We start from the raw sequence: 24,646 nt of genomic DNA, 5'->3' as shown, positions 1-24,646 counted from the left end.
GGACGATGCTAGGGAAGGACAATAACCTGTGCGCCGAAAACCAGGCCCGCGCCGAAGCCGATCTGCAGGGCCAGCCCGCCGCTAAGCTCCGGGTTTTCCTGCAGCAGGCGGTGGGTTGCCAGCGGAATGGAAGCCGCGGACGTGTTGCCGGCGTCGGCAATGTCCCGTGCAACTGTAACCGTCTCGGGCAGCTTCAGCTTCTTGACCATCTCATCGATGATGCGCATGTTCGCCTGGTGGGGGATGAAGGCCGCCAGGTCTTCGGCCTCCACACCGGCAGCGTCCAGTGCCTGCTGGGCGACTTTGGCCATTTCCCACACAGCCCACCGGAATACGGTCTGGCCGTCCTGCCGGAGGGTGGGGTAGAGCTCCTGTGCTTCTTCCAGCAGGGCAAGGTCGCCGGTGGAATCGGACTGGCGGGCGGCCATGCCCAGGTCCCGGACATCAAGCAGGGAACGGGTCATGCCAATGGCATCCCACTTGCTGCCATCCGAGCCCCAGACGGAGGGGGCGATGCCGGGCGTGTCGGACGGGCCGATCACCACGGCGCCGGCGCCGTCACCGAGGAGGAAGGAAATGGTGCGTTCGCGGTTGTCGATGACATCGGAGAGCTTCTCGGCGCCGACCACCAGGACGTACTTCGCGGCCCCGGAGCGGACGAGCGCGTCGGCCTGGGCGATGCCGTAGCAGTACCCGGCGCAGGCTGCGGAGATGTCGAAGGCGGGTGCAGGCGTTGCCCCGAGCCGGTCAGCCAGGCTCGCGGCCGCGGACGGGGTCGCATAGGGGTGCGTCACGGTGGACACGATGACGGCGCCGAGGTCCGTCGCTTCAATGCCTGCCTTCGCCAGGGCTTCACGGGCAGCGCCCTCGGCCATGTCGATGACGCTGACGTCGGCTGCGGCGCGATGCCGGGTCACGATGCCCGTGCGCTGGCGGATCCACTCATCCGACGAGTCGATCCACTGGCAGACGTCGTCGTTGGTGACAATGACATCGGGGCGGTAGGCGCCCAGTCCCAGGATGCGGGTGTGCTCCTGCAGGGGAGCCTGCTTCAGCGTGGGAACGCTCATGCGCCGCCCTCCAGTTCAGCGAAGAGTGCCAGCGCGGCGGAGAGGTCATCGGGAGTCTTGACCGCGACGGTCTTGACGCCGGGCATGCCGCGCTTGGCCAGCCCGGCCAGGGTGCCTGCCGGGGCGAGTTCGATGACTCCGGTGACGCCGCGCTTGACCAGGGATTCCATGCATAGGTCCCAGCGCACCGGCCGTGACACCTGGGCGATCAGGCCTTCGACGGCGGCAGTACCGTCGGTGACTTCGCCGCCGTCGTAGTTGGACAGCAGCGGCACGGACGGCGCCTGCGGCTTCAGCTGCGGCGCAATGGCCTGCAAGGCGCTGACGGCGGGGGACATGTGGCTCGTGTGGAACGCACCCGCGACCTTGAGCGGGATGACCCGCGCCTTGGCCGGCGGGTTATCCGCCAGGACCTTGAGCTGTTCGAAGGTACCGGCGGCTACGGTCTGGCCGGCTCCGTTGACGTTGGCGGGCGTGGCGCCGGCAGCCTCTATGGCTGCCAGGACTTCGGCGGGATCGCCACCAACAACGGCGCTCATGCCGGTGGGAGTAACGGCAGCGGCGGCCGCCATGCTGTTTGCGCGTTCCCGGACGAACGTCATGGCTTCGTCCTGGGTGAGGACGCCGGCCAGGGCCGAGGCGGTGATTTCGCCGACGGAGTGGCCTGCGAGGACCACCGGCAGGGAACTGAGTTCAACGTCGAAAAGCGAGGAAGCTGCGATGAGTCCGGCGGCGACGATCAGGGGCTGCGCAATGGCAGTGTCCTTGATGGTTTCCTCATCCGAGGTGGTCCCGTGGGCCGCCAGGTCGATCCCGGCGATCTCGCTGAGGGCGGCCAGCTGGCCTGCCACCTGGGGCAGTTCCAGCCAGGGGGCAAGGAAACCCGGGGTCTGTGAGCCCTGTCCAGGGCAGACTATTGCAAGCACGTAACCAGCTTTCCAAATTACTGTGTGGTCCAGCGGTGTTTGTCCGCACCAACCTCACGGGGTCAGGTTGTAGGAAGTCTACAACGCCTCAGGTCTGATTCCGGGACGGTTGCCGCTCCGTGGCGGACTTCGGCGGGCCGGAAAGGCGCCCCACAACGAGGGCCGCCTGCAGGACGAATGCTTCGCGCGGCAGGAGCGGATCCCACCCGGTGACGTCGCAAACCCGCTTCAGCCGGTATCGCACCGTATTGGCGTGGACGAAAAGTTCACGTGCTGTGGCCTCCAGCGAATGGCCCAGTTCAAGGTACGTGCCCAGCGTCTCCACCAGGCCGTTGGAAGCGGCCAGGAGCGGCCGGTAGATGTTTTTGACGAGGGAGCGGCGGGCCGCGTCGTCACCCGAGATGACACGCTCGGGAAGGAGGTCGTCCGCGGCCACCGGACGCGGCGCCGAGGGCCAGGCGCGTGCCGCCGTCAGGCCTGCGAAGGCTGACTGTGCCGAGCCGCTGGCCTCCAACAGCGAACTGGCTTCCGGGCCGTACACCACTGGCCCCGGGGCGAACATTTCGCTGAGCTTCACATAAGCGGTTTCGCGGTCCTGGACGCCGCCGAGGATGAGGATCAGCCGGTCACCCTGGATTCCCACCAGTGCATCTTCGGCATACCGGCCCGCCATCCGCCGCAGTTCACTGACGTAGCTGGCGCTGGGCTCTGACGGGGAATTGCCCACCATCACGGTGAAACGCTCCTGCGCCTTCCAGCCGAGCGCTGCGATCCGGGAGCGCAGCGCATCCGTGTTTTCACCCCGCAGGATGGCATCGACAATGAGCGCTTCAAGCCGCGTGTCCCAGGAACCCCGGGATTCGGCCGCGCGGGCATACACATCGGCTGCAGCGAAAGCCACTTCCCGCGAATACCGCAGCACCGCCTCCCGCAGCGAAGGCTGGTCCGCCTCGGGCGCGATGACTGGCACCTGGTCTTCGACCACTTCCACGACGATGCGGATGAGCTGCAGCGCCTTTTGCAGGCTGATGGATCGCGTCAGCTCGGTGGGAGCGGTGCCGAAAACGTCGGTCAGGATCCAGGAGGGGGAGCTGGGACGCTCATACCAGGTGACGAACGCGGCGATGCCGTTCTGGGCCACCATTCCCAGCGCCGACCGTTCATCGGCGCTCAGCCGGCTGTACCAGGGCAGCGACTGTTCCAGTTGCCGCATGGTGGTGGTGGAGAGCTGGCCCACGTTGGCCCGCAGCTTCTTCAAGGTCTCGGACTTCTCCGGAGTGACCTTCGGCTGGGACGGTTTACGCTTCGCAGGCTGCGTGGATGGTGCTGGCATCCTCCGAGCATACGGCCAGCAACCGGCAAGCTCCATTTGTGCGAAGGCTACAACACGCTTTGCCCTGCGTCACAGCGGGCAGTGCCCGGAAACCGACGACGGCGGCCCCCGCGTTAGGTGCGGGGGCCGCCGTCGTTGCAGCTGCCGGAAGGAATTCGTGGTCAGTTACGCCGCTTCAGCACCGCTGAAGTCCGCCTGCCTGGACGAAATTCCCTGAGGGAGAGGTCAGGCCTCGCCTCCGGTGTTGCCGGTGGTGCCGGCATTGACGTTGAGCAGCTTGTACTTCTCGATCGCCTTGACCGGGGCGCCGGCATCCACTTCGCCGCGGCGTGCCAGCATCTCCAGGGCACGCACAACGATGGAGTGGGTGTCGTTTTTGAAGAAGCGGCGGGCTGCTGCGCGGGTGTCGGAGAAGCCGAAGCCGTCGGCGCCGAGGGTGGCGTATTCGTTGGGGACGAATTGGCGGATCTGGTCGGGGACGGCTTTCATGTAGTCGGAGACGGCGACGACGGGGCCGGTGGCGCCTTCGAGCTGCTGGGTGACGAACGGGACCCGGGCGGGTTGTTCGGGGTTGAGGAAGGCTTCTTCTTCGGCGGCGAGGCCGTCGCGTCGGAGTTCGTTCCAGGAGGTGACGGACCAGACGTCGGCGGAGACGGACCAGTCTTCGGCGAGGATGCGCTGGGCTTCGAGGGCCCAGGGCACTGACACGCCGGACGCCAGGATCTGGGTCCGCGGACCGTCGATCTTTGCCGGGGCGAGCAGGTAGATGCCCTTGATCACGCCTTCGACGTCGAGTTCGGCAGGTTCTGCCGGCTGGACAATCGGCTCGTTGTACACCGTGAGGTAATACATCAGGTTCCGGTCATCCGAGTCCGGCCCGTACATGCGTTCGAGGCCGTCGCGGATGATGTGGCCCATTTCGTAGCCGTAGGCGGGGTCGTAGGTGACCACTGCCGGGTTCGTTGATGCCAGGAGGGGGGAGTGACCGTCGGCGTGCTGGAGGCCTTCGCCGGTGAGGGTGGTCCGTCCTGCGGTGGCGCCGATGATGAAGCCGCGGGTCATTTGGTCCGCTGCTGCCCAGAAGGCGTCGCCGGTGCGTTGGAAGCCGAACATGGAGTAGAACACGTAAACCGGGACCAGGGGTACGCCGTGGGTGGCGTAGGCGGTACCGGCGGCGGTGAAGGCTGCCACGGCGCCGGCTTCGTTGATGCCGGGGTGGATGAGCTGGCCGGCGGGGGATTCCTTGTAGGCCAGGACGAGGTCACGGTCCACGGAGAGGTAGTTCTGGCCCTTGGGGTTGTAGATCTTCGCCGTCGGGAAGAACGCATCCATGCCGAACGTGCGGGCCTCATCCGGGATGATCGGGGCGATGTGCTTGCCGAAGTTCTTATCCCGCATCAGGTCCTTCAGGAGCCTGACGAACGCCATGGTGGTGGCCGCCTGCTGCTTCCCCGAGCCGCGCTTGGCAACCTCGTAGCTCTTCGCCTCGGGCAGGACGATCTCGGCGTGCTTGGAGCGGCGCTCCGGCACCGACCCGCCGAGGGCTGCGCGGCGCTCCATCATGTACTTGATTTCCGGAGCGTCCGTGCCCGGGTGGTAGTACGGCGGCTGGTACAGATCCTTTTCCAGCTGCTCATCCGTGACCGGGATCCGCAGGTGGTCGCGGAACTTCTTCAGGTCATCAAGGGTCAGCTTCTTCATCTGGTGGGTCGCATTGCGGCCCTCGAAGTGCGGTCCGAGTCCGTAGCCTTTGACGGTTTTGGCGAGGATGACGGTGGGTTTGCCCTTGAATTCGGTGGCGGCTTTGTAGGCTGCGTAGACCTTGCGGTAGTCGTGGCCGCCGCGTTTGAGGTTCCAGATCTGGTCATCGGTGAGGTCCGCGACCATGTCTTTGGTGGCGGGGTCCTTGCCGAAGAAGTGTTCGCGGACGAACCCGCCGGATTCGGCCTTGTAGGTCTGGTAGTCCCCGTCGGGGGTTTCGTTCATGATCTTCACGAGCGACCCGTTGGTGTCGCGGGTGAGGAGGTCATCCCATTCCCGGCCCCAGACGACCTTGATCACGTTCCAGCCCGCGCCGCGGAAGAACGCTTCGAGTTCCTGCATGATCTTCCCGTTGCCCCGGACCGGCCCGTCGAGGCGCTGGAGGTTGCAGTTGATCACGAAGTTCAGGTTGTCCAGGTTCTCGTTCGCGGCGAGCTGGAGCAGGCCGCGGGACTCGGGCTCGTCCATCTCCCCGTCGCCCAGGAACGCCCAGACCTGCTGGTCCGAGGTGTCTTTCAGTCCGCGGTTGTGCAGGTACCGGTTGGACTGGGCCTGGTAGATCGCGTTCATCGGGCCGATACCCATGGACACGGTGGGGAATTCCCAGAAGTCCGGCATCAGGCGCGGGTGCGGATAGGAGGACAGGGCGTGGCCCTGCCGGGACTTTTCCTGCCGGAACCCGTCCAGGTCCTCTTCCGTGAGGCGGCCTTCCATGAACGCGCGGGCGTACATGCCGGGGGAGGCGTGGCCCTGGAAGAAGACCTGGTCCCCGCCGCCGGGGGCGTCCTTGCCGCGGAAGAAGTGGTTGAAGCCGACCTCGTACAGGGTCGCAGCACCGGCGTAGGTGGAGATGTGCCCGCCCACCCCGATCTCGGGCCGCTGCGCCCGGTGCACCATCACCGCGGCGTTCCACCGCATGTACGCCCGGTACCGGCGCTCGTACTCCTCGTTGCCCGGGAACGGTGCTTCCTGGTCCACGGGGATCGTGTTCACGTAATCGGTGGTGGTCACCATCGGCACCCCGACACTCTGCGCGCCCGCACGCTGCAGCAGGCTACGCATAATGTACTGGGCACGCTCGGTACCCTGTTCCCGGATCAACGCATCCAGGGACTCAACCCACTCCGCAGTCTCTTCCGGATCACGATCAGGCAGCTGGTCAGTCAACCCGCTGAGGATATGGGAGGTATCTTCTCCTGCAGCCACGTCCAACCTCTCTTTGCGCGCATAGATCGGCGCACTCAGGCCAGGCAGGGTGACTGCCCGGCAAACGTACGCCGTGTGCGACGTATCGGTTACATCAGCCCGGTCATGTGTGCCGGGCAGGGTTCCTAGAGCTCCTACGTCTGCACGGAGTTACAAGGTTGTTGTCCTGCAGGCATAGTCGTCATCAGCCACTCTAACCGTCGGGGCAAGCCGATGCGTAGCCGTGGCTTGGGCACGACAGTTGTATTTCGCCGTCATACTGGTTGTGTGACGAAGGGCCTCTGCGACGCAGGCAGGAACCCCCGGTGTGACGCAGAATATGCGCAATTCCGGGTATGCCAGCTTGAAGCGCAGGCACAAAGGGTGTTGGCTTGGGAGTAATGGAAATCACTATGCAGACTGCATATGAAACGTATTGGAGGAACACGTGAGCGAGGCCGACGCCGCCACTTCGGTAAATGTGGCGGAAAAATTGGGTTTCAAAAATGGGGATCTGATTCAGGAGTTCGGTTACGACGACGACGTCGACTTCGACTTGCGTGACGACATCGAGGACCTCACCGGCGCAGACATGCTCGACGAGGATGACCATGAAGTGGCGGACGCCGTCATCTTCTGGTGGCGTGACGGCGATGGCGACCTTGTCGACAGCCTGATGGACTCGCTGACCACCCTCAGCGAAAGCGGCGTGGTCTGGATCCTGACGCCAAAGTCAGGCCGGGGCGGATACGTCTCGCCTGCCGACATCCAGGAAGCCGCGCCCACCGCCGGCCTGCACGTCACCACGTCAGCCGGGGTCTCCAAGGACTGGAGCGCAACAAGGCTGGTCAGCAGGAAGAACAAGTGACGCAGGCGCCTGCTGCTGCTGTATCCCTGCTGGCGGTCGGAGACCCGGCGCCGGACTTTGAACTTTCGAACCAGTTTGGCGAACCGGTCCGGCTGTCGTCGTTCCGCGGCCAAAACGTTGTTCTGGTCTTCTACCCGTTCGCCTTTTCCGGCATCTGCACAGGCGAACTCTGCGAGATCCGGGATAACCTCGCCTCGTTTGAAGACTCGAATGCCGCCGTCCTGGCCGTCTCTGTCGACAGCAAGTTCAGCCTCCGGGCCTACGCCGGGCAGGAAGGCTACAGCTTCGACCTGCTGGCAGACTTTTGGCCACACGGCGGCGTCGCCCGCACCTACGGTGTCTTCGATGAAGACAGCGGAATGGCCAAGCGTGGCACGTTCATCATCGACGCCGGCGGCGTCATCCGGTACACGGTGGTCAACCCCCGCGGCGAGGCACGTGACTTCTCTGCCTACCGCAAAGCCCTGGCCGGGCTGGAACTGGCCTGACGGCAGTGGAGAAGCCGCGGCATGGGGTCGGACTCACCGGGTTCGCCAGCATGCCGCGCGTCGAGCCCGCGCACCCATCCGAACGGGAACTTGAGGCCCTGGGCCTGATCCGCGACCTCCTGTCGGGAGCGCCGTTCGCCCTGCTCACGGGGGCGGGCCTGAGTACTGATTCCGGTATTCCGGACTACCGTGGTCCGGGGTCCCCGCCACGGTCACCCATGACCTACCAGGAGTTCGTCAGGGGCCGGGCCAACAGGCAGCGGTACTGGGCGCGGAACCACATCGGCTGGTCCCACCTCCGCCATGCCGACCCCAACCATGGACACCTCGCAGCAGCAGAGCTCGAGCGCCGGGGATACCTGACGGGCCTCATCACCCAGAATGTGGACCGTCTCCATGAGGACGCGGGAAGCACCAATGTGGTGGACCTCCACGGCAGGTATGACCAGGTGGTCTGCCTCGATTGCGGCCGTACCTACTCCCGCGGGCTCCTGGCCGGCATGCTGGGTGAACTCAATCCGGGTTTCCTGGAGCGGGCCGAGGAATCAGGCCTCGTGGAGATGGCCCCTGACGCGGACGCCACGGTGGAGGACCTGGATCTGATCAGCAGCTTCGTCGTTGCGGTCTGCCCGGCGTGCGGCGGGACACTGAAACCTGACTTCGTGTACTTCGGCGAGAACGTGCCCAAGGACCGTGTGGAACGCTCCTATGCGATGGTGGATGAGGCAGCGGCCCTGCTGGTGGCCGGTTCATCCCTGACGGTAATGAGCGGCCTGCGTTTTGTCCGCCATGCAGCCAAGGGCGGCAAACCTGTGGTGATCATCAACCGCGGCGAGACCCGCGGGGACGACAAAGCCACCATCAAGCTTGAGGCTGGCGTGAGCGAATCATTGATGTGGTTGGCGGAACGGCTCCCGCCGCTCTGACCGGCCGGAATACCCGGAGGGCGGGGTGAGGATGCCGATTCGCGTTTAGCCGCCCCTGTCGGGTAGAGTCTATGTTCGTTGGTTTGCGGCTTATCGAAAGCAATCCAACTGGCACGGGTCTTTAGCTCAGCTGGTAGAGCGCCACGTTTACACCGTGGATGTCATCGGTTCGATCCCGGTAGGACCCACAAGCAACCCGCCTTGCATGCTTTTTGAAGCACGCGAGGCGGGTTTTTTCTTTCCGCTTTCCTGGCACGGTGCCTACATGATCCACCCCGAGTGCGGTGTCAGACCCTCGCCGTAACGTACAGGGCATGGAACACGTGATAGTCCGCGACGGCGGCGATGGAATACCTGCATCTGTGGTTTGCCGGGGCCGGGAGTGGCTGGTGGGCGCCGAACCGGTCAGGTGGTTTGAACGGGTCAACTGGTGGGAGAGCAACCGCCGGATGCCCAAGGGCCGGAGCAGGGTGGACGTAGAGGTCCTGCAGGTCCAGGTACGCCTGGGAAGCAACGCAGGCTCAGCGCTGACCACCATGCTGCTTGAGCGCGACGGGCTGGGCGGAGGGTGGCGGCTGCGGGACGCCGTGGCGGACGCCGCTTAAGGTGCCAGGACAGGCAGCACGGGGCTTCAGGGCAGTGGAAAACCCTCCACCGCGACTATTGGGGGATGCCGCGGTGGAGGGCCTGAAATGAATATACAGTGAAGTTCCGGAAACAAGAAGTCATTCCGGAATGTGTGTCGCCGGGAAAGCGGAGAAAGCTCTAACCGGAGGCCGCGTGCAGCTCAGCGCTTCACCGGGATGAAAACCCGAGGCTGTTCCGTCCAGGAATCAGACATCTGCGACATCGTCCTGCGCATGATGTGGTCGGATGCCTCGCGGGCAGCGGCTGCGTCGCCCCGCGAGATTGCTTCGGCAACATCCACGTGCCACTGCAGGGCGGCCTCGTGCGGATGGTCGGGCATGAGGCCATGGACCGTGCGTCCGGTCAGCGTCTCGGCCACCTGGCCCATCAGGTTGGCGAACATCTCGTTGCCGGAGCCCGAAAGCAGCAGCGAGTGGAAGTGGATGTCGAGCTCAAGGAAGCGGGGCACCTCACCCTTGTTGCCGGCGTCGCGCATGGCGTAGGCAACGTCAACCAATTCCAGGCGCAGCGGCGCGGGTGCGTTCTGGGCCGCCAGCTCGGCCGCTACAGGCTCAACGGCCGCGCGGAGTTCTGCGAGGGACCGGAGCTGGGCGCCGCGGGCGTTGCTTGCCAGCCGCCAGCGGATGACCTGCGGATCGAACGGATTCCACCGGCTGGCGGGCAGGACACGGATGCCCACCCGTTTGGTGGTCTCCACCAGTCCCAGGGACTGCAGCACACGGACAGCTTCCCGGATGACCGAGCGTGAAACCTTCAGCTCAACTTCGAGCTGTTCTGCGAGCATGAGGTGGCCTGCGGGCAGCTCACCCGAGATGATGCGGGTGCCAATATTCTCGATGGCACGGTGGTGCAGGCTGCTTGTCATGCTGCAAGCCTAGTGCTCAGCAGCACCCCGCCATGCTCCGGGGATGGACCGCGGCAGGAGCGGTCTGGTCCACTGGATGGGCGTTACTTTCCTGTGACCCGAAGAATATATATGCTTTATTCCGACAGCTTGATCAGCGCAGCGCCACCCCGCCCGGGGCCGGCCCGCCGCACTTTCCGTCGTACGCAATGAATTGGAGTTTTGATGTCTGCACACATCGGTGTCACCGGCCTCGCGGTGATGGGCGCCAACCTGGCCCGCAACCTGGCCCGCAACGGCTTCACCGTGGCCCTGCACAACCGGTCCGTGGAAAAGACGGACACCCTGCTGGAAAAGTACGGTACCGAAGGCGACTTCGTCCGCACCGAGACCCTGCAGGAGCTCGTCGATTCGCTGGAGAAGCCCCGCCGGGTGCTGATCATGGTCAAGGCCGGCAAGCCGGTCGACTCGGTCATCGAGCAGCTTGAGCCGCTACTCGAAGCGGGCGACATCATCATTGACGCGGGCAACTCGCACTACGAGGACACCCGGCGGCGTGAAGCGGCCCTGGCCAAGAAGGACCTGCACTTCGTGGGCGTCGGCGTGTCCGGCGGCGAGGAAGGCGCGCTGAACGGCCCGTCCATCATGCCCGGCGGTTCCAAGGAGTCCTACAAGGCCCTCGGCCCCCTGCTCGAGAAGATCTCTGCCAAGGTTGACGGCGAGCCCTGCTGCGCCTGGGTTGGCACCGACGGCGCCGGCCACTTCGTCAAGATGGTCCACAACGGCATTGAGTATGCCGACATGCAGGTTATCGGTGAGGCCTTCGACCTGCTCCGCTCCGGCGCAGGCATCGAGCCCGCCGAACAGTCCAAGATCTTCACGGAGTGGAACAAGGGCGACCTGTCCTCCTTCCTGATCGAAATCTCGGCTGAGGTCCTGGGGCACGTGGACGCCAAGACCGGCAAGCCCTTCGTCGACGTCGTGGTGGATGCTGCCGGCCAGAAGGGTACCGGCCGCTGGACCGTTATCTCGGCACTGGAACTGGGCTCGCCGGTGTCCGGCATCGCCGAATCCGTCTTCGCCCGTGCACTGTCCTCGCAGGCGGGCCAGCGCAAGCTCGGCCAGGAACTGCTGGCCGGCAACGAGGTTTCGGTTGAAATCCCGGAGACCTTCGTCGAAGACGTCCGCCAGGCGCTGTACGCTTCCAAGCTCGTTTCCTACGCCCAGGGCCTGGACATGCTGACCTCCGCGGCCAAGGAATACGGCTGGGACCTGAAGCTGGACGAAATCGCCTCGCTGTGGCGTGCAGGCTGCATCATCCGGGCGGAACTCCTCAAGGACATCACCAAGGCCTACGCCGCCGACGAGAAGCCCGCCAACCTGCTGTTTGCACCGGCCTTCACCAAGGCCATCGCGGACGCACTGCCGGCCTGGCGCCGCGTCGTGGCCACCGCTGTTCAGCTCGGCATCCCGGTGCCCGTGTTCTCGTCCTCGCTGGCCTACTACGACGGCCTGCGCCGCAAGCGCGTCGCTGCCGCCCTCATCCAGGGCCAGCGCGATCTGTTCGGCGCCCACACCTACGGCCGCGTGGACGCCGAGGGCACCTTCCACACGCTCTGGGGCGAAGACAAGTCCGAGATCGAAGCGGTAGACACCCACTAGCATCCGCTGACACAACGCAAAAGGCGGGCAGTTCGAGGAAAATCCTGGAACTGCCCGCCTTTTGCGTGCCGCCGGCCGTGGTGCGTCCAGCTTCAGTGGGCGCGCCCGGCCGCGCGTCAGATGCGGTATTCGATGTCGTACTCGGCGGGGTCGACGGCGGGTTTGGTCTCCCGCTGCGCGTCACGGTGCCGCCATTTGGCAGGCACGCCGGTAACGATCGACTCCGGCGGAGCGTCCTTGACCACCACGGCGTTGGCGCCCACAGCGCTGTCCCGGCCGATGGTGATGGGGCCGAGGATTTTCGCGCCCGCGCCAATGGTCACGCGGTCACCAATGGTGGGGTGCCGCTTGATCCGGGCCAGCGAGCGGCCGCCCAGCGTGACGCCGTGGTAGATCATGACATCCTCGCCGATCTCGGCGGTTTCGCCGATGACCACGCCCATGCCGTGATCGATAAAGAACCGGCGGCCGATGGTGGCGCCGGGGTGGATCTCGATTCCGGTGGTGAACCGGCCAAGCTGCGAAATGAGCCGGGCAGGAAAACGCAGCGCCGGGTTCTGCCACAGGCGGTGTGTCAGCCGGTGGATCCAGATGGCGTGCAGGCCGGAATAGGCGAAAAAGTTCTCGACGGAACCCCTCGACGCCGGGTCATGCGACCTGGCGGCGTCGAGGTCTTCCTTTAGTCGTGCAAAAAAGCCCACAAAGTTCTTTCTACAGGAAACGGGCGGAGGGCGGTCTGATCAGCCGCGGATGTCGTCATAGAGAACGGTGGAGATGTAACGCTCACCGAAATCGCAGACGATGGCGACAATCAGCTTGCCGGCGTTTTCCGGGCGCTTAGCCAGCTCCAGGGCGCCCCAGACGATGGCACCGGACGAGATGCCGCCCAGGATGCCTTCCTTGACGCCCAGTTCGCGGGCAACACGGACGGAGTCCTCAAGCGTTGCGTCCAGCACCTCGTCGTAAACGTTGGTATCCAGCAGTTCGGGAATGAAGTTGGCACCCAGTCCCTGGATCTTGTGCGGGCCCGGAGCGCCGCCGTTGAGGATGGGGGAGTCCTTGGGCTCGACTGCCACGATCTGGACGCCGGGCTTGCGCTCCTTGAGGACCTGGCCCACGCCGGTGATGGTGCCGCCGGTGCCGATTCCGGAGACGAAGATGTCCACGTCGCCGTCGGTGTCAGCCCAGATTTCCTCGGCAGTGGTATCGCGGTGGATCTGGGGGTTGGCCTCGTTGGCGAACTGCTGTGCCCAGATGGAGTTTTCGGTGTTGGCCACGATTTCCTGGGCCTTTTCCACCGCACCGCGCATGCCCTCGGAGCCAGGCGTCAGAACTATTTCGGCACCGAAGGCGCGGAGCATCACACGGCGTTCCGTTGACATGGTTTCGGGCATGGTGAGGATGACCTTGTAGCCGCGGGCTGCACCCACCATGGCCAGGGCGATGCCGGTGTTGCCGGAGGTGCCTTCGACGATGGTACCGCCCGGCTTGAGCGCACCTGACTTTTCCGCCGCGTCGATGATGGCCACACCGATGCGGTCCTTCACGCTGTTGGCCGGGTTGTAGAACTCAAGCTTTACGGCAACGGTGGCACCCAGCCCCTCGCTGAGCCGGTTCAGCCTGACCAGCGGGGTGCGGCCTACCAGCTGCGTTACGTCGTCATAAATCCGTGCCATGTAGATACGCCTATCTCTGAGGGGTGAATACTGAGGTCAGCCTAACGAGGCCGCGTAATGCTGGCTAAGCGTTAAGCCATGCAGAGTAATATTTCCTGGCCTTGGCGAGCTTCGGGTTGATGATGACCTGGCAGTAGCCCTGCTCGGGATGTTTTCCGTAATAGTCCTGGTGGAACTCCTCGGCAACATGGAACCGGGGGAGGCGGCTGACCTCAGTGACGATCGGGTGGCTCCACAGGGCCTGGTTCCGGTCGATGGCTTCTTCGAACAGGATCTTCTCCTCCGTGGTTTCGTAGAACATCGAGGAGCGGTACTGGGTCCCCACGTCATAGCCCTGCCGGTTCAGCGTGGTGGGGTCGTGAAGGGCGAAGAACATATCCAGGATGACCTCGGCCGGGATGATCTCCTCGTCAAAGGTCACGGCCACCACTTCGGCGTGACCGGTGGTGCCGCTGCAGACGGAGTAGTAGTCAGGGTACGGATCGTGTCCTCCCGTATAGCCGGACACCACCGCCGTGACACCCTTTGTTTTCTGGTAGACGGCGTCGAGGCACCAGAAGCAGCCTCCGCCAAGAACAAAAGTTTTCATGACCTCTTCAATGGTTGGCAGCGCCGGATGATTCCCCGCGCGTCCCGCGTCACACCGGCGGCATGCCTGCGCCCGCCGGGCGATGGGGTAAAACTAAGACTATGGAACCTGTGGACACCGACGTTACCGGTCCGGACGAGCACGACGGCGACGCCCCCTTCGCCGGGCAGGCCGGCGACGAGCCGGACGGGGCTCCCACCCTCGGCGACCTGCTGCTCGCAGTGGAGGAACTGTGGCCTGAATCCCTGGCCGAAGGCTGGGACGAGGTGGGCCTGGTGGCGGGCCACCCTGCAGCACCGGTCACCAAGGTGATGTTCGCCGTCGATCCCACACTGGAGGTGATCGAGGAAGCCGTCGAATGGGGCGCAGAACTCCTGATCACCCATCATCCGCTGCTTCTTAAAGGCGTCACGTCCGTCGCGGCCACGACTCCCAAAGGCCGGGCGGTCCACCGGCTGATCGAGTCCGGAACCGCCCTGCTGACGGTCCACACGAACGGTGATTCCGCCGTCGGGGGTGTGTCTGATGTGCTGGCCGACGCGCTGGGCCTCCAGGACGTTGCTCCGCTGACGCTGGCGGCCAACGGCCTGCCCGAGGAGGGAATTGGACGCGTCGGGGACCTTGAGGACGCCATGACCCTGGCCGATTTCGCGGCCAGAATCTTCGGTATCCTGCCGTCCGTAGCCGGGGGAGTACGCGTCTCCGGTGACAAGGACGGCCTGGTCCGGCGGATCGCTGTGTGCGGCGGCGCGGGCGACTCGCTGTTCAACGAAGTCCGGGCCAGCAACGCCGACGTCTACGTGACGGCGGACCTTCGGCACCACCCGGCGTCGGAGGCGCGGGAAGCTGCGCTGAACGGACGTCCTTACCTCGTCGACGTGTCCCACTTCGCCAGCGAATGGCTCTGGCTGCCGGCCGCCGCGGCGGCCCTGGGCAACGTCCTCGCCGACCAGGGACACGACGTCGAAATCCAGGTGAGTGCCACCAACAGCGATCCCTGGGACTTCATCCTTACGCCGGGCTGACCCGCCGCGCACCCGGTGCGGTCCGGCGAGGCAGGGACGCGGGCCAGGCGCTAGAGTCGAGGAAGCGCCGGTACGGTGCCCGGCCGCGGCCGGAGGGATCAATCGGAGGTAACAGTGGCGAAGGCAGCACCGGCGGAACAGATCAAGTTGCTCGACCTGCAAGGCCTGGATGCAAAGCTCAAAGCCCTGGCCAGCCGCCGCCGCTCGTTGGAAAACGATCCCCGGATCAAAGACCTTGAGGCTGCCCTTTCCGTGGCCAGCGGCGAACTCGGTGCCGCGAAGGTGGCAGTGCATGACGCCGAAGCCGAGTTGAAGCGGGCTGAGGCGGACGTTGAACAGGTGGCCACCCGCATTGAGCGGGACGAAGCGCGCCTCAACAGCGGAACGGGCCTGTCCAAGGACCTGGTGGCTCTCCAGAAGGACATCGCTTCGCTCAACAGAAGGCGTTCGGACCTCGAAGACGTGGAGTTGGAAGTCCTGGAACGCCTGGACACGCTCCGTGAGCGCCAGTCCGCGCAGCAGCGGATCGTGGACGATATCCAGGGTTCATTCGGCAGCATCCGCGCGGAACTGGACAAGGAACTCGCCGCAGTCGACGCGGAGGTTGCAGACGTTCGGGGGAGGCGCACTGAGTTCGCCGCCGGACTGGACGCCGGGATGTTGGCTATTTATGAGAAGACCCTGGCCAAACGCGGTGTGGGCGCTGCCCGGCTGTTCCACGGCACCTCGGAGGCCTCCGGCATGAAGCTCAGCCCCGGCGACCTCGCGGAGATCACCGCCGCTTCCGGTGACGACATTGTTTTCTGCCCCGATTCAGGTGCCATCCTGGTCCGCTCGGAGGAGTGGGCCTGACCCAGGCACGCAGCATCTGGCGCCGTCTTGCCCGGCCAACCGGCGCGTGGCACCCTCCGCTGGGCAGGGGAGCCTCAGCCCGGCAGGATGATGTTCAGCGCATGCGGTTTCCGGGCAGTTCCGGGAACGAGCTCCGCAGTCCAACGCTCCTGTGCGGCCTTCAGGAGGCCGGCGGGCGTTGATGGTGCTTTGCCGCGGCGCGACAGCAGGTGCCGGGCCAGCTCGCCGCGGGTGTGCTTGGCGAAGTGGCTGACGACTTTCCGCACGCCGCCGGCTTCGGTGAAGACATTCACGGACACCGTCTGTCCTGCCGGGGGAGCCCACGCAGCCGCGTAGGTGCTGGACCGGCAGTCCACCAGCAGTTGGTCCCCCACGACGGACGCGAGGGCCTCGGAAAGCTGCGGCTTCCAGAACGTGGCGAGGCGTCCGACGTCGGGCAGCGCCGTCCCCATGGACAGCCGGTAGGCGGGCACGGAGTCGCCGAAGCGGATGGCGCCCCACAATGCCGATACCACCAGCACCGACTCATCAGCCTTGCGCCGCTGGGCCGCCGTCAAGGTCCGGTAACCCAGGGCGTCGTAAAGGACGCCCGAGTAGATGCGGTGCGCAGGGGCCGCCGGTTCAGCGTGCAGCCGCGTATTGCGTACGACGTCGTCACGCAGGGATGCGCCCACGCCCAGGAGGTCGAGGGCGTCCTCGTGGGCGCTGACGGTCCCCAGTGCCTCCAGCACCTTCGCCCGCGCAGGGTTGAGGTCCGGAAAGCCCAAAGACGACCAATCGACGGCGGCACCGTTGACCGCGGGAGTCTTGCCTTCTGAAGGGGGGAGCAGGATCAGCACCGTCCGATCCTACCGGCGGCAACAGCAGCCGCCGGCGCCGGTAGACTGGACGCGGATGGGACAGCCAGGCGGCCGCGCGTCACGAAAGTGGCTCGAGGAACGTCCGGGCTCCACAGGGCAGGGTGGTGGGTAACGCCCACTCGGGGTAACCCGCAGGCAAGTGCCACAGAGAATAGACCGCCTGCTCTTTCCGTCTTCGGAAAGCGGCAGGTAAGGGTGAAACGGTGGTGTAAGAGACCACCAGCTTCCCGGGTGACCGGGAAGGCTAGGTAAACCCCACCCGGAGCAAGGCCAGACAGGGCACGTTTGAGGGCTGCCCGCCCGAGTGTCCGGGTAGGCCGCTAGAGGGTACCGGCAACGGTATTCGTAGATGGATGGCCGTCGCCCCCGTGACGGCAACGGCTCGGGGGAACAGAACCCGGCGTACCGGCTGTCCCATCCGCACAACCGGTTTGACCTTGGAAGATGTGTTGGGGATCCTGAACCGTGCCCGCAAATACCGATCCGCAGCCGGCCGGCCCGCCCGCCGGACCCCAGACCCGTAACCTGCCCACGCAGATCCTGGGCCTGATGGCTTTCCTTGCCCTCTCCGTCACGGCCTGGGCATTGGCTACGGTTCCGATCCTGCTGAACATGCACGGCTGGTTCGCGGCTTCCGTGCAGGCACCATGGATGCCGCCGCAGTGGATGTTCCGCTCCATGTGGCTCCTGCTGTACGGCAGTATCGCAGTTGCCGCCTGGTTGGTCTGGCGGAAGGGGGCGCTCACGGGCGGCACCATGGCCGGCTACCTGCTCCAGCTGGTGCTCAATGCCGCCTGGCCGCTGAGCTACTTCGGCCTTTACCCCATGCTGGGCCCGGCCGCGCTTTGGTCTGCGCTGGTGGTCCTCACCGGGCTGGCCGGCTGCCTCGTGTTCCTGATCCTGCGGTTTGGCCCGGTGAATGGCGTGGCCGGGCTGCTGGTGCTGCCCTACTTCTCCTGGGTGCTCTTCTCCGGCAGCCTCAACCTCTACGCCGCACTTCACAACTGAACGCCGTGTGAGTGATTTCACGCCCGGCGGGCCTGTTCCCAGGGCTGCGCCAAATTAGAATGGATTCCGGACGTAGAGGTTCTTCCGCTGGAATTGCGTTCGCATCCGGCGGTTTTTCTTTGCACACGATCCAGGCGCCTGGGGGCCGAACCCCGCAGGCGTGGATGCCCCTGGACATCATCAGGTGGCCTACAACCGCATACGAGGACGTATGCGGCTGAACCGAGGAAGGTATTTCTGTGAGCCAGACGTCAGATTCTTGTCTTGATACGTGGATGGGCCGGGAGGCCCTCGCCGAGGCCATGATTCCGGTGATCGGCCGGCTGTACCGCGAAAACAACGTGGTCACGAGCATCCATGGCCGGAGCCTGATCAACAAGTCCACCATGAACATTCTCAAGGCACACCGTTTCGCCCGCCGGATGAGCAAGGACGAACTCCTCCTGGAGGAGACCGCACCCCTGCTGAACACCCTTGCCGGGCTGGAGCTCGGCGCCGCGGCCATCGACATCGCCCGGCTCAACCAGAAGTTCAAGGAAGAGGGCAACGGCGCCACCCTTGAAGAGTTCCTCCGCGCGGAGCTGGCCGACGTCGTGGGCAAGCGGGGCGGCGATGACCGCACCAGCACCGACGTCGTCCTCTACGGTTTCGGACGCATTGGCCGGCTCCTCGCCCGCCTGCTGGTCGAAAAAGCCGGAGGCGGCCACGGCCTGCGCCTGCGGGCCATCGTGGTCCGCCGCGGCTCCGACAACGACCTGCTGAAGCGCGCCAGCCTGCTGCGCCGCGACTCCGTGCATGGCTCCTTCGAAGGCACCATCCGCGTCGACGAGGAAGCCAACACCATCACGGCCAACGGCGTCCGGATCCAGGTCATCTACTCGAACGATCCCGCCACCATCGACTACACCGCCTACGGCATCGACAACGCCCTGGTGGTGGACAACACCGGCCGCTGGCGCGACGCCGAGGGACTGTCCCAGCACCTGCAGAGCAAGGGCGCCGCCCGCGTCCTGCTCACCGCACCGGGCAAGGGCGAGCTGAAGAACATTGTCCACGGCATCAACCACGGCACCATCGAGGACACGGACACGATCGTCTCTGCGGCGTCCTGCACCACGAATGCCATCACCCCGGTGCTGAAGGCCCTCAACGACAAGTTCGGCGTGATCCACGGTCACGTTGAGACGGTCCACTCGTTCACCAACGACCAGAACCTGATCGACAACTTCCACAAGGGCGACCGCCGGGGCCGGTCCGCCGCCCTGAACATGGTCATCACCGAAACCGGGGCCGCGAAGGCAGTTGCCAAGGCCCTGCCCGAGTTGCTCGGCAAGCTCACCGGCAGCTCCATCCGCGTCCCCACCCCGGACGTATCGCTGGCCATCCTGAACCTGACCCTGGAGAACGGGACCACCAAGGATGAGGTCAACAACTACCTCCGCGAGATGTCGCTGCACTCGGAACTGCGCAAGCAGATCGACTACATCGATTCCCCTGAAGTCGTCTCCACCGACTTCGTCGGTTCCCGCCGCGCCGGCATCGTTGACGGCCTCGCTACCGTTTCCACGGACAAGAACCTGGTGGTCTACGTCTGGTACGACAACGAATTCGGTTACAGCTGCCAGGTGGTCCGGGTCATGGAAGAAATGGCCGGAGTAAACCCGCCGTCCTTCCCGGCCAAGGAGAGCGCCAAAGCCCTGGCGGCCATCGCCGTCTGATCTTTCCCGTTTCTTTTGGGTGAATTCCCGGCTGGTTCTCTGGAATCAGCCGGGAATGGGGCCCACACTTGGGGAATGGAAAACGATCAGACACTTGAGCACGAAACCACGCTGGAACACGCATTTGACGTAGCCAAGGCCAACCACAAGGAAGCGCTCCGGTTGCTGGAGGGCGCCAAGGCCGCCCATGCGTCGGGAGACGTCACCGCGGAACGGGTTCAGCAGCTTGAAAGTCTGCTGGCAGTCGCCGCGGAGGACCTCCAGAGGGTGTCACGGGAGTTGTAGCGGTCACGGCGTGATCCGTCACTCGTCCTGCACACTGTGGATATCCAAGGGCGGCGGTTCCCCGTGACCTAGGCTCGTGGGGTGCTCCACTCCCGCCCCCGAACTGCAGTCCAGTGACCGTCAGCTGGTCCGCCTACCGGCGGGCGCGGCGCCGTTCCCGGCAGGCCTGGGTACTGTTGATAGTGGGCGGTGTCGCCGCACTGGGGTTCCTGGGCTGGTTCTTTACTGCTGGGCAATTCGACATTGCCGCACCCGCGGCGGACGGCCCCACAGCGGCTCCCGTATTTGATGCTGCGTGGATGAAGCCGGTGGCAGCGGTCCATGAAGTGCCCCAGGGCTCAGCCGCAGATGTGTTGGAAGCCCTCCCCGTCAAGGGCCGGGCAGGCAAGGACAACTACACCCGCGACGCTTTCGGGCAGGCCTGGCTAGACGTTGACCGCAACGGCTGCGACACGCGTAATGACATCCTTCGCCGGGACCTGGCCGGCGCTGTCTTTGCGGAGGGCTCGAAATGCCGCGTCTCCGCGGGACACTTCCAAGAGCCCTATACGGGCAAGCCCATCGAGTTCCGCCGCGGCCAGGACAGCAGCGCCGCTGTCCAGATCGATCACGTGGTGGCCCTCTCCGACGCCTGGCAGAAGGGCGCCCAGGCCCTGACGCCGCGCCAGCGGCAAAACCTGGCGAATGATCCCCTGAACCTGATCGCTGCAGACGGCCCGAGCAACCAGCAAAAGGGCGCGGGCGACGCCGCCACCTGGCTTCCGAAGAACAAGTCCATCAGGTGCCACTACGTAGCCCGGCAGGTGTCCGTGAAGGCGGCGTACGGGCTGTGGGTGACGGAGGCTGAGAAGGACGCGATGAAGCGGGTCCTGGGCTCGTGCCCCGGCCAGCAGACCATCAGGGCAACCTGAGCCAGGTACCGGTTTGTCAGTGCCCGAACGGGTCCGGGTCCACGCCCGGCAGCCAGGTCAGGCCTGGAACGCCCCAACCGTTTTTCTTTGCCGTCTTCTTGGCCTTGCGGGCATACCTGTCCATCAGGCGGTTGACGTACAGTTTGCCGTCCAGGTGGTCGTATTCATGCTGGATGACCCTGGCAAACCATCCGGTGGCCTCGAACTTCACGGGGACGCCGTTGCCGTCAAATCCTTCCACCCGTGCCCACTCGGCGCGCTTGAGCGGATACTGGTCGCCGGGAAAGGACAGGCACCCTTCCTCTTCCTCATCAGGGTCGGGAGCAGCTCCGGAGATCTTTGACAGCGTGAGCACCGGGTTGACCAATACGCCGCTGGCGGGGGCGTCGTCGTCGTTCTCGTACTTGTAGACGAAGATCCTCTTGCCCACTCCTACCTGCGGTGCTGCCAGCCCCACGCCGTTGGCGGCATCGTTCGTCTCAAACATGTCTGCAATCAGGGTGCGCAGTTCGTCGTCGAAAACTTCCACTTCGGAAGCCCGGCGGTGCAGCACGGGTTCGCCCCAGATGGTGATGGGCAGAACGGTCATCTTCGCTGTCCTTCGGCTTGCGGCCCCGCAGCGGGCGCAGGGCGGTGATGCAAAAGAGGTGGTGAAAAAGAAAGGAGGCCGCACCGGAATAATCCGATGCGGCCTCCTTTGGACGGCTGCAATACCGTCCGGTGAGGGTGAGCGACGGGGGTTGAACCCGCGACCTCCTGGACCACAACCAGGCGCTCTGCCAACTGAGCTACGCCCACCATGTGCCCCGCAGTGCGGCCGGCTTCCCGGCCCTCTGGAAAGGCAACTCAAATAGCTTACCTGCTCTTTGGGGGTGCTTTGTCCACTTTTGGCGTTTTCAGCAAAAAATCCTGAAAGTGTGGCGCAGATTACTTTTCGGGAAGGCCAGCGTCAGGGCTGGTGATCCGCCGGGCGATCTTCTGCGCCGTTGCGCTGTCCGGGCCGGGCGCCGGTACGAAGACTGCGTCCCGGTAGTAGCGGAGTTCGTCGATGGAGTCCCGGATGTCACCCAGGGCGCGGTGGCCGCCCTTCTTGGCCGGGGACTGGAAGTACGCGCGGGCGAACCAGCGGCGGGACAGTTCCTTGATGGTGCTGACGTCAATCACTCGGTAGTGCAGGTGCTTAACGATGGCGGGCATGTCCCTGGACAGGAAGACCCGGTCTGTTCCCACCGAGTTGCCGCCCAGCGGTGCCTTCCGCGGCTCCGGCACCCATTCGGCGATGTACTCCATCACTGCCGTTTCTGCCTCGGCCATCGTCTTTCCCGCCGGGAGTTCCTTGAGGAGTCCGGATTTGGTGTGCATGTCCCGGACGAAGTCGTTCATCTGCGCGACGGCGGCGTCCTCCGGTTTGATGACGACGTCGACCCCCTCGCCGAGGATGTTCAACTCGGAGTCGGTGACCAGCGCGGCCACCTCGATCAGGGCGTCGTTCTTGATGTCCAGACCGGTCATTTCGCAGTCAATCCAGACGATTCTTTCGTTTGTTATAGGCACCGGACCAGCCTACCGTTACACCTCCTGCCAACCGGCCGGTGCTAGGATTTCGAATACGTGGCGGGTCTCCCCGCTGCGTGGAAACGCGCCCCGGACAGGCCCTTCGGCCGGCGGGCGCGGCCTGCGAAAACGCACAAAGATTGGACAACCCTGATATGACGGCGCCTTTGCCCGCGGCGGGCGGAATGGCAGCCGCCGCCCCGGCCGTCAGCGGCGGTGCCGAGATGGACGATCCCCGGTCCCCGATCCTTGCAGGCTTCGCTGGCTCCATGTTTATGCTGGCTGGATCCCTGGGGGTCGGCTGGCTGGCGCCCGTTTCCGAACTGCGCAGGATGCCGCTGTTCATCTGGATGCGCGCCGAGGCCGCCGGGGTAGCACTCTCCATCATCCTGCTGGCAGTGGGCGGCATGCTCCTGGTGCGGGCCTGGCTGCGTCTGGGCCAGAAGGTCCACGTGTGGGGACCGCAGGCGCGCAGCGCCACGCTCAAGGCGATCCTGGCATGGGGCCTGCCGATGGTGGTCTGCGTCCCGCTGTTCAGCCGGGACGTTTATGCCTACATCGGCCAGGGCCGCCTCATGGTTGAGGGGTTCAACCCCTACGAGAACGGCATCTCAGCCCTGTCCAACTACTTCCAGCTGGGCGCTGACAAAATGTGGACCGAAGCGCCGGTTCCCTACGGCCAGCTGTTCCTGTGGATCGAGCAGTTCGTTGTCTGGTCCACCAATGTCCAGCCCGAAGCCAGCGTGATGCTGTTCCGGCTGGTGGCGGTGGCGGGGGTGGTGCTGTGCGTCATCTACGTGCCTAAGCTGGCCGAACTGCACGGTGTCAACCCGCACCGGGCGCTCTGGCTGACGGCGGCCAACCCACTGTTCCTGACCAACTTCATCGCCAGCGTCCACAACGATTCCCTCATGATCGGCCTGGCCCTCGCAGGCCTGTATTACTGCGCCACGCACCGGGTGGTGCGCGGCATTGTCCTGGTAACGCTGTCCATCGCGGTCAAGCCCATCACGATTGTCTTTCTTCCCTTCATCGGCCTGCTCTGGGCCGGGCAGAATGCCGGCTGGCCCCGCAAGTTTTCCTTCTGGGCGCTGACGGCCGGCATCAGCCTTGGCCTCCTGGTTCTGATGGGCCTGGTGAACGGATTCGGGTTCGGGTGGATCAACGGGCTCTCTGCCCCCGGCAGCATTGCCATCTGGTACGCCCCGGTGGGCCTGATCGGCATGATCGTGGCCTCGCTGGCCAATTCCTTTGGCCTGGACGGCAGCGTCTTCGCAGGGTGGGTGTTCGACGCCGGAAAGCTCCTGGCGGTGGGCATCGTGGCCTGGCTGATCCTGCGGGGCGACTACGACCGGCTGATGCGGCGGCTTACGCTCGGATTCGCTGCCATCGTCCTGCTGGCCCCCATCATCCAGTCCTGGTACGTGGTGTGGCTCATTCCGCTCTTTGCCGTCACCGGCATCCGCAACGACTGGCAGGTTAAAGCGCTCTACTTTGTGGTGTCTTTCTTCATGATCTACGCCATCTCGGACCAGCTTGAAGTCTTCCCGTACCTCCAGGCCGATGACCTGGGCTTCGCGCTGACCCTGGCCCGGGTCGCCGCCGCTGTGACAGGCCTGCTGTTCGGCCTCTACCTGATCTTCTGGGATCCCTCGACGAAACGGCTGTTCCGCAAGTCCGGGGACCTGGTTGTTGAACGTCCGGTGATCTAGCGGCCCGCAGCCCGGCCGTTGAGCCGTCGAAGCGCTTCCCGCCGCGACAGGGGACTGATTACGGCCGAGTGCCTAGCCACGAAGGCCGCCACCCAGTCCGGTGAGGTTTTGGCGTACTCCCGCAGTGCCCATCCGATGGCCTTCCGGACGAAAAATTCTCCGTCTCCCAGGTTTGCTTCGATCACGGAGGCCAGCAAGGCGGTGTCCGTGGCGGCCTTGGCTTTCAGCTGGGCGATGATGGAGGCCCGCCTGAACCAGAAATCCTCATCGGTGCTCCAGGCGCGCAGCACTGCAGTCATTTCCTCACGGTGGGCCTGAAGCAGGCCGCAGACTCGCCCCGAAACGCCATCCACGAAGTCCCACCAGGCGCCGGTACGGATGATTTCCTCGTAGACCGGCAGCATGTGCAGGTCCCGGGACACCATCCTGTTCGCGGTCAAATCAATGGCGGCGTACCGCTCCTCGCGCACCTCGGAGTGGCGCCACAGATCGAGGACGGTGGCACGCAGTTCCTCCCCGGACCGGAACGGCGCTGCGGCAGCCGCGTTCTTCGCGATCCGGCGAACTTCCGGCACCCGGACTCCCAGCGAGGGAAGGCTTGACCTCATGTACGCCTGGGCGCCCGCTGCCCGCGCGGGATCGGCGTGTTCGCGCAGCTCAGACCGGATTGCAGCGAGCACCTGGGGGTTGGAAGTCGCTGGGCTTTCCATGAGGCAACCTTAGCCAGCGCGTCGGGCCACCGCAG

24 protein-coding genes, 2 tRNA genes and 1 other RNA gene are annotated in these 24,646 nt (G+C 65.0%); 14 read left to right on the top strand and 13 right to left on the bottom strand.

Annotated features, from left to right (window positions below):
• Positions 1-8 precede the first annotated feature (8 nt).
• The 4 genes from ACP3TD_RS12130 to aceE all read right to left on the bottom strand — a co-directional run bounded on the left by ACP3TD_RS12130 (position 9) and on the right by aceE (position 6,296).
• Positions 9-1,070: a beta-ketoacyl-ACP synthase III gene (locus ACP3TD_RS12130; protein WP_426763191.1), complete on the bottom strand. Its 1,062-nt coding sequence runs from the start codon at positions 1,068-1,070 to the stop codon at positions 9-11.
• Positions 1,067-1,996, bottom strand: coding sequence for an ACP S-malonyltransferase (locus ACP3TD_RS12125; RefSeq protein ID WP_426763190.1), 930 nt, complete (start codon positions 1,994-1,996; stop codon positions 1,067-1,069). Before ACP3TD_RS12125 ends, ACP3TD_RS12130 begins: the two co-directional genes overlap by 4 nt.
• A gap of 88 nt (positions 1,997-2,084) precedes the next feature.
• Positions 2,085-3,329 carry a PucR family transcriptional regulator gene (locus ACP3TD_RS12120; RefSeq protein ID WP_045732889.1) on the bottom strand — a complete coding sequence of 415 codons (1,245 nt, stop codon included), beginning with the start codon at positions 3,327-3,329 and terminating at the stop codon, positions 2,085-2,087.
• A 225-nt stretch (positions 3,330-3,554) separates the two neighbouring features.
• Positions 3,555-6,296 carry a pyruvate dehydrogenase (acetyl-transferring), homodimeric type gene (aceE, locus tag ACP3TD_RS12115; protein ID WP_426763188.1) on the bottom strand — a complete coding sequence of 914 codons (2,742 nt, stop codon included), beginning with the start codon at positions 6,294-6,296 and terminating at the stop codon, positions 3,555-3,557.
• A gap of 427 nt (positions 6,297-6,723) precedes the next feature.
• Here aceE and ACP3TD_RS12110 point away from each other — a divergent pair, with 427 nt between their 5' ends.
• The 5 genes from ACP3TD_RS12110 to ACP3TD_RS12090 all read left to right on the top strand — a co-directional run bounded on the left by ACP3TD_RS12110 (position 6,724) and on the right by ACP3TD_RS12090 (position 9,162).
• Positions 6,724-7,143 carry a DUF3052 domain-containing protein gene (locus ACP3TD_RS12110; RefSeq protein ID WP_426763187.1) on the top strand — a complete coding sequence of 140 codons (420 nt, stop codon included), beginning with the start codon at positions 6,724-6,726 and terminating at the stop codon, positions 7,141-7,143.
• A complete protein-coding gene (locus ACP3TD_RS12105) occupies positions 7,140-7,631 on the top strand; it encodes a peroxiredoxin (RefSeq protein WP_426763186.1) in 492 nt (163 codons plus the stop codon). The genes ACP3TD_RS12110 and ACP3TD_RS12105 overlap by 4 nt, the downstream gene beginning before the upstream one ends.
• A 5-nt stretch (positions 7,632-7,636) precedes the next feature.
• Entirely contained in the window at positions 7,637-8,557 is a 921-nt protein-coding gene (locus tag ACP3TD_RS12100) for a Sir2 family NAD-dependent protein deacetylase (RefSeq protein WP_426763184.1), read from the top strand.
• A 115-nt stretch (positions 8,558-8,672) separates the two neighbouring features.
• A tRNA-Val gene (locus tag ACP3TD_RS12095) sits at positions 8,673-8,745 on the top strand.
• A 126-nt stretch (positions 8,746-8,871) separates the two neighbouring features.
• On the top strand, positions 8,872-9,162 hold the full coding sequence (locus ACP3TD_RS12090; protein ID WP_426763183.1) for a hypothetical protein: 291 nt from the start codon (positions 8,872-8,874) through the stop codon (positions 9,160-9,162).
• Positions 9,163-9,344: 182 nt separating this feature from the next.
• Here the strand turns inward: ACP3TD_RS12090 and ACP3TD_RS12085 are convergent, their stop codons facing one another.
• On the bottom strand, positions 9,345-10,070 hold the full coding sequence (locus ACP3TD_RS12085) for a FadR/GntR family transcriptional regulator (protein ID WP_426763181.1): 726 nt from the start codon (positions 10,068-10,070) through the stop codon (positions 9,345-9,347).
• A 204-nt stretch (positions 10,071-10,274) separates the two neighbouring features.
• Here ACP3TD_RS12085 and gndA point away from each other — a divergent pair, with 204 nt between their 5' ends.
• Entirely contained in the window at positions 10,275-11,711 is a 1,437-nt protein-coding gene (gene gndA / locus ACP3TD_RS12080; RefSeq protein WP_377202158.1) for an NADP-dependent phosphogluconate dehydrogenase, read from the top strand.
• 116 nt (positions 11,712-11,827) lie between these two features.
• Here the strand turns inward: gndA and epsC are convergent, their stop codons facing one another.
• The 3 genes from epsC to msrA all read right to left on the bottom strand — a co-directional run bounded on the left by epsC (position 11,828) and on the right by msrA (position 13,976).
• Positions 11,828-12,412, bottom strand: a complete 585-nt coding sequence (epsC, locus tag ACP3TD_RS12075) for a serine O-acetyltransferase EpsC (protein ID WP_091720860.1) — start codon at positions 12,410-12,412, stop codon at positions 11,828-11,830.
• 39 nt (positions 12,413-12,451) lie between these two features.
• Complete coding sequence (gene cysK / locus ACP3TD_RS12070; RefSeq protein ID WP_091720858.1) at positions 12,452-13,387, bottom strand: cysteine synthase A; 936 nt, start codon at positions 13,385-13,387, stop codon at positions 12,452-12,454.
• A 64-nt stretch (positions 13,388-13,451) separates the two neighbouring features.
• Positions 13,452-13,976 carry a peptide-methionine (S)-S-oxide reductase MsrA gene (gene msrA, locus ACP3TD_RS12065; protein WP_091720857.1) on the bottom strand — a complete coding sequence of 175 codons (525 nt, stop codon included), beginning with the start codon at positions 13,974-13,976 and terminating at the stop codon, positions 13,452-13,454.
• Between the two features lie 101 nt (positions 13,977-14,077).
• Here msrA and ACP3TD_RS12060 point away from each other — a divergent pair, with 101 nt between their 5' ends.
• Positions 14,078-15,001 carry a Nif3-like dinuclear metal center hexameric protein gene (locus tag ACP3TD_RS12060; RefSeq protein ID WP_426763179.1) on the top strand — a complete coding sequence of 308 codons (924 nt, stop codon included), beginning with the start codon at positions 14,078-14,080 and terminating at the stop codon, positions 14,999-15,001.
• Between the two features lie 114 nt (positions 15,002-15,115).
• The gene (locus tag ACP3TD_RS12055) at positions 15,116-15,853 is read left to right on the top strand and encodes a zinc ribbon domain-containing protein (RefSeq protein WP_426763178.1); all 738 of its coding nucleotides are present in this window, start codon (positions 15,116-15,118) and stop codon (positions 15,851-15,853) included.
• Between the two features lie 74 nt (positions 15,854-15,927).
• On the opposite strand, the gene ACP3TD_RS12050 is transcribed toward ACP3TD_RS12055, so the two are convergent.
• Entirely contained in the window at positions 15,928-16,692 is a 765-nt protein-coding gene (locus ACP3TD_RS12050; protein WP_426763176.1) for a YaaA family protein, read from the bottom strand.
• 56 nt (positions 16,693-16,748) lie between these two features.
• On the opposite strand from ACP3TD_RS12050, the gene rnpB reads away from it, so the two are divergent.
• From rnpB to ACP3TD_RS12025, 5 genes are all read left to right on the top strand, one after another.
• Positions 16,749-17,134, top strand: an RNA gene (rnpB, locus tag ACP3TD_RS12045) — RNase P RNA component class A.
• 44 nt (positions 17,135-17,178) lie between these two features.
• Positions 17,179-17,721 (top strand): TspO/MBR family protein, encoded by a 543-nt coding sequence (locus ACP3TD_RS12040; RefSeq protein WP_426763174.1) that lies wholly within the window; start codon positions 17,179-17,181, stop codon positions 17,719-17,721.
• 239 nt (positions 17,722-17,960) lie between these two features.
• Positions 17,961-19,439, top strand: coding sequence for a glyceraldehyde-3-phosphate dehydrogenase (locus ACP3TD_RS12035; RefSeq protein ID WP_426763172.1), 1,479 nt, complete (start codon positions 17,961-17,963; stop codon positions 19,437-19,439).
• 75 nt (positions 19,440-19,514) lie between these two features.
• Positions 19,515-19,724, top strand: coding sequence for a hypothetical protein (locus ACP3TD_RS12030; protein WP_426763170.1), 210 nt, complete (start codon positions 19,515-19,517; stop codon positions 19,722-19,724).
• 113 nt (positions 19,725-19,837) lie between these two features.
• Positions 19,838-20,635: an HNH endonuclease family protein gene (locus tag ACP3TD_RS12025; RefSeq protein WP_426763168.1), complete on the top strand. Its 798-nt coding sequence runs from the start codon at positions 19,838-19,840 to the stop codon at positions 20,633-20,635.
• A gap of 16 nt (positions 20,636-20,651) precedes the next feature.
• Here the strand turns inward: ACP3TD_RS12025 and def are convergent, their stop codons facing one another.
• From def to orn, 3 genes are all read right to left on the bottom strand, one after another.
• A complete protein-coding gene (gene def, locus ACP3TD_RS12020) occupies positions 20,652-21,224 on the bottom strand; it encodes a peptide deformylase (RefSeq protein WP_426763166.1) in 573 nt (190 codons plus the stop codon).
• 136 nt (positions 21,225-21,360) lie between these two features.
• Positions 21,361-21,433, bottom strand: a tRNA-His gene (locus ACP3TD_RS12015).
• Between the two features lie 129 nt (positions 21,434-21,562).
• Entirely contained in the window at positions 21,563-22,189 is a 627-nt protein-coding gene (gene orn / locus ACP3TD_RS12010) for an oligoribonuclease (RefSeq protein WP_426763164.1), read from the bottom strand.
• Between the two features lie 155 nt (positions 22,190-22,344).
• Between orn and mptB the strand changes: the two genes are divergently transcribed.
• A complete protein-coding gene (mptB, locus tag ACP3TD_RS12005) occupies positions 22,345-23,901 on the top strand; it encodes a polyprenol phosphomannose-dependent alpha 1,6 mannosyltransferase MptB (RefSeq protein WP_426763162.1) in 1,557 nt (518 codons plus the stop codon).
• Here the strand turns inward: mptB and ACP3TD_RS12000 are convergent.
• A complete protein-coding gene (locus ACP3TD_RS12000) occupies positions 23,898-24,611 on the bottom strand; it encodes a DNA alkylation repair protein (protein WP_426763160.1) in 714 nt (237 codons plus the stop codon). The two genes, mptB and ACP3TD_RS12000, sit on opposite strands and share 4 nt — an antisense overlap.
• Positions 24,612-24,646 lie beyond the last annotated feature (35 nt).

Source organism: Pseudarthrobacter sp. 1G09, assembly GCF_050038305.1.
Taxonomy (GTDB): Bacteria; Actinomycetota; Actinomycetes; order Actinomycetales; family Micrococcaceae; genus Arthrobacter; species Arthrobacter equi.
Note: the sequence above shows the minus strand (reverse complement) of the source record. Positions and strands in the feature narration are given on the sequence as shown.

Bases quoted from the DNA above. Each gene is read 5' to 3' on its own strand.
- ACP3TD_RS12130 (WP_426763191.1), bottom strand. From the start codon at position 1,070: ATGAGCGTTCCCACGCTGAAGCAGGCTCCCCTGCAGGAGCACACCCGC.
- ACP3TD_RS12120 (WP_045732889.1), bottom strand. From the start codon at position 3,329: ATGCCAGCACCATCCACGCAGCCTGCGAAGCGTAAACCGTCCCAGCCG.
- ACP3TD_RS12090 (WP_426763183.1), top strand. From the start codon at position 8,872: ATGGAACACGTGATAGTCCGCGACGGCGGCGATGGAATACCTGCATCT.
- ACP3TD_RS12085 (WP_426763181.1), bottom strand. From the start codon at position 10,070: ATGACAAGCAGCCTGCACCACCGTGCCATCGAGAATATTGGCACCCGC.
- gndA (WP_377202158.1), top strand. From the start codon at position 10,275: ATGTCTGCACACATCGGTGTCACCGGCCTCGCGGTGATGGGCGCCAAC.
- cysK (WP_091720858.1), bottom strand. From the start codon at position 13,387: ATGGCACGGATTTATGACGACGTAACGCAGCTGGTAGGCCGCACCCCG.
- msrA (WP_091720857.1), bottom strand. From the start codon at position 13,976: ATGAAAACTTTTGTTCTTGGCGGAGGCTGCTTCTGGTGCCTCGACGCC.
- ACP3TD_RS12060 (WP_426763179.1), top strand. From the start codon at position 14,078: ATGGAACCTGTGGACACCGACGTTACCGGTCCGGACGAGCACGACGGC.
- ACP3TD_RS12030 (WP_426763170.1), top strand. From the start codon at position 19,515: ATGGAAAACGATCAGACACTTGAGCACGAAACCACGCTGGAACACGCA.
- def (WP_426763166.1), bottom strand. From the start codon at position 21,224: ATGACCGTTCTGCCCATCACCATCTGGGGCGAACCCGTGCTGCACCGC.
- mptB (WP_426763162.1), top strand. From the start codon at position 22,345: ATGACGGCGCCTTTGCCCGCGGCGGGCGGAATGGCAGCCGCCGCCCCG.
- ACP3TD_RS12000 (WP_426763160.1), bottom strand. From the start codon at position 24,611: ATGGAAAGCCCAGCGACTTCCAACCCCCAGGTGCTCGCTGCAATCCGG.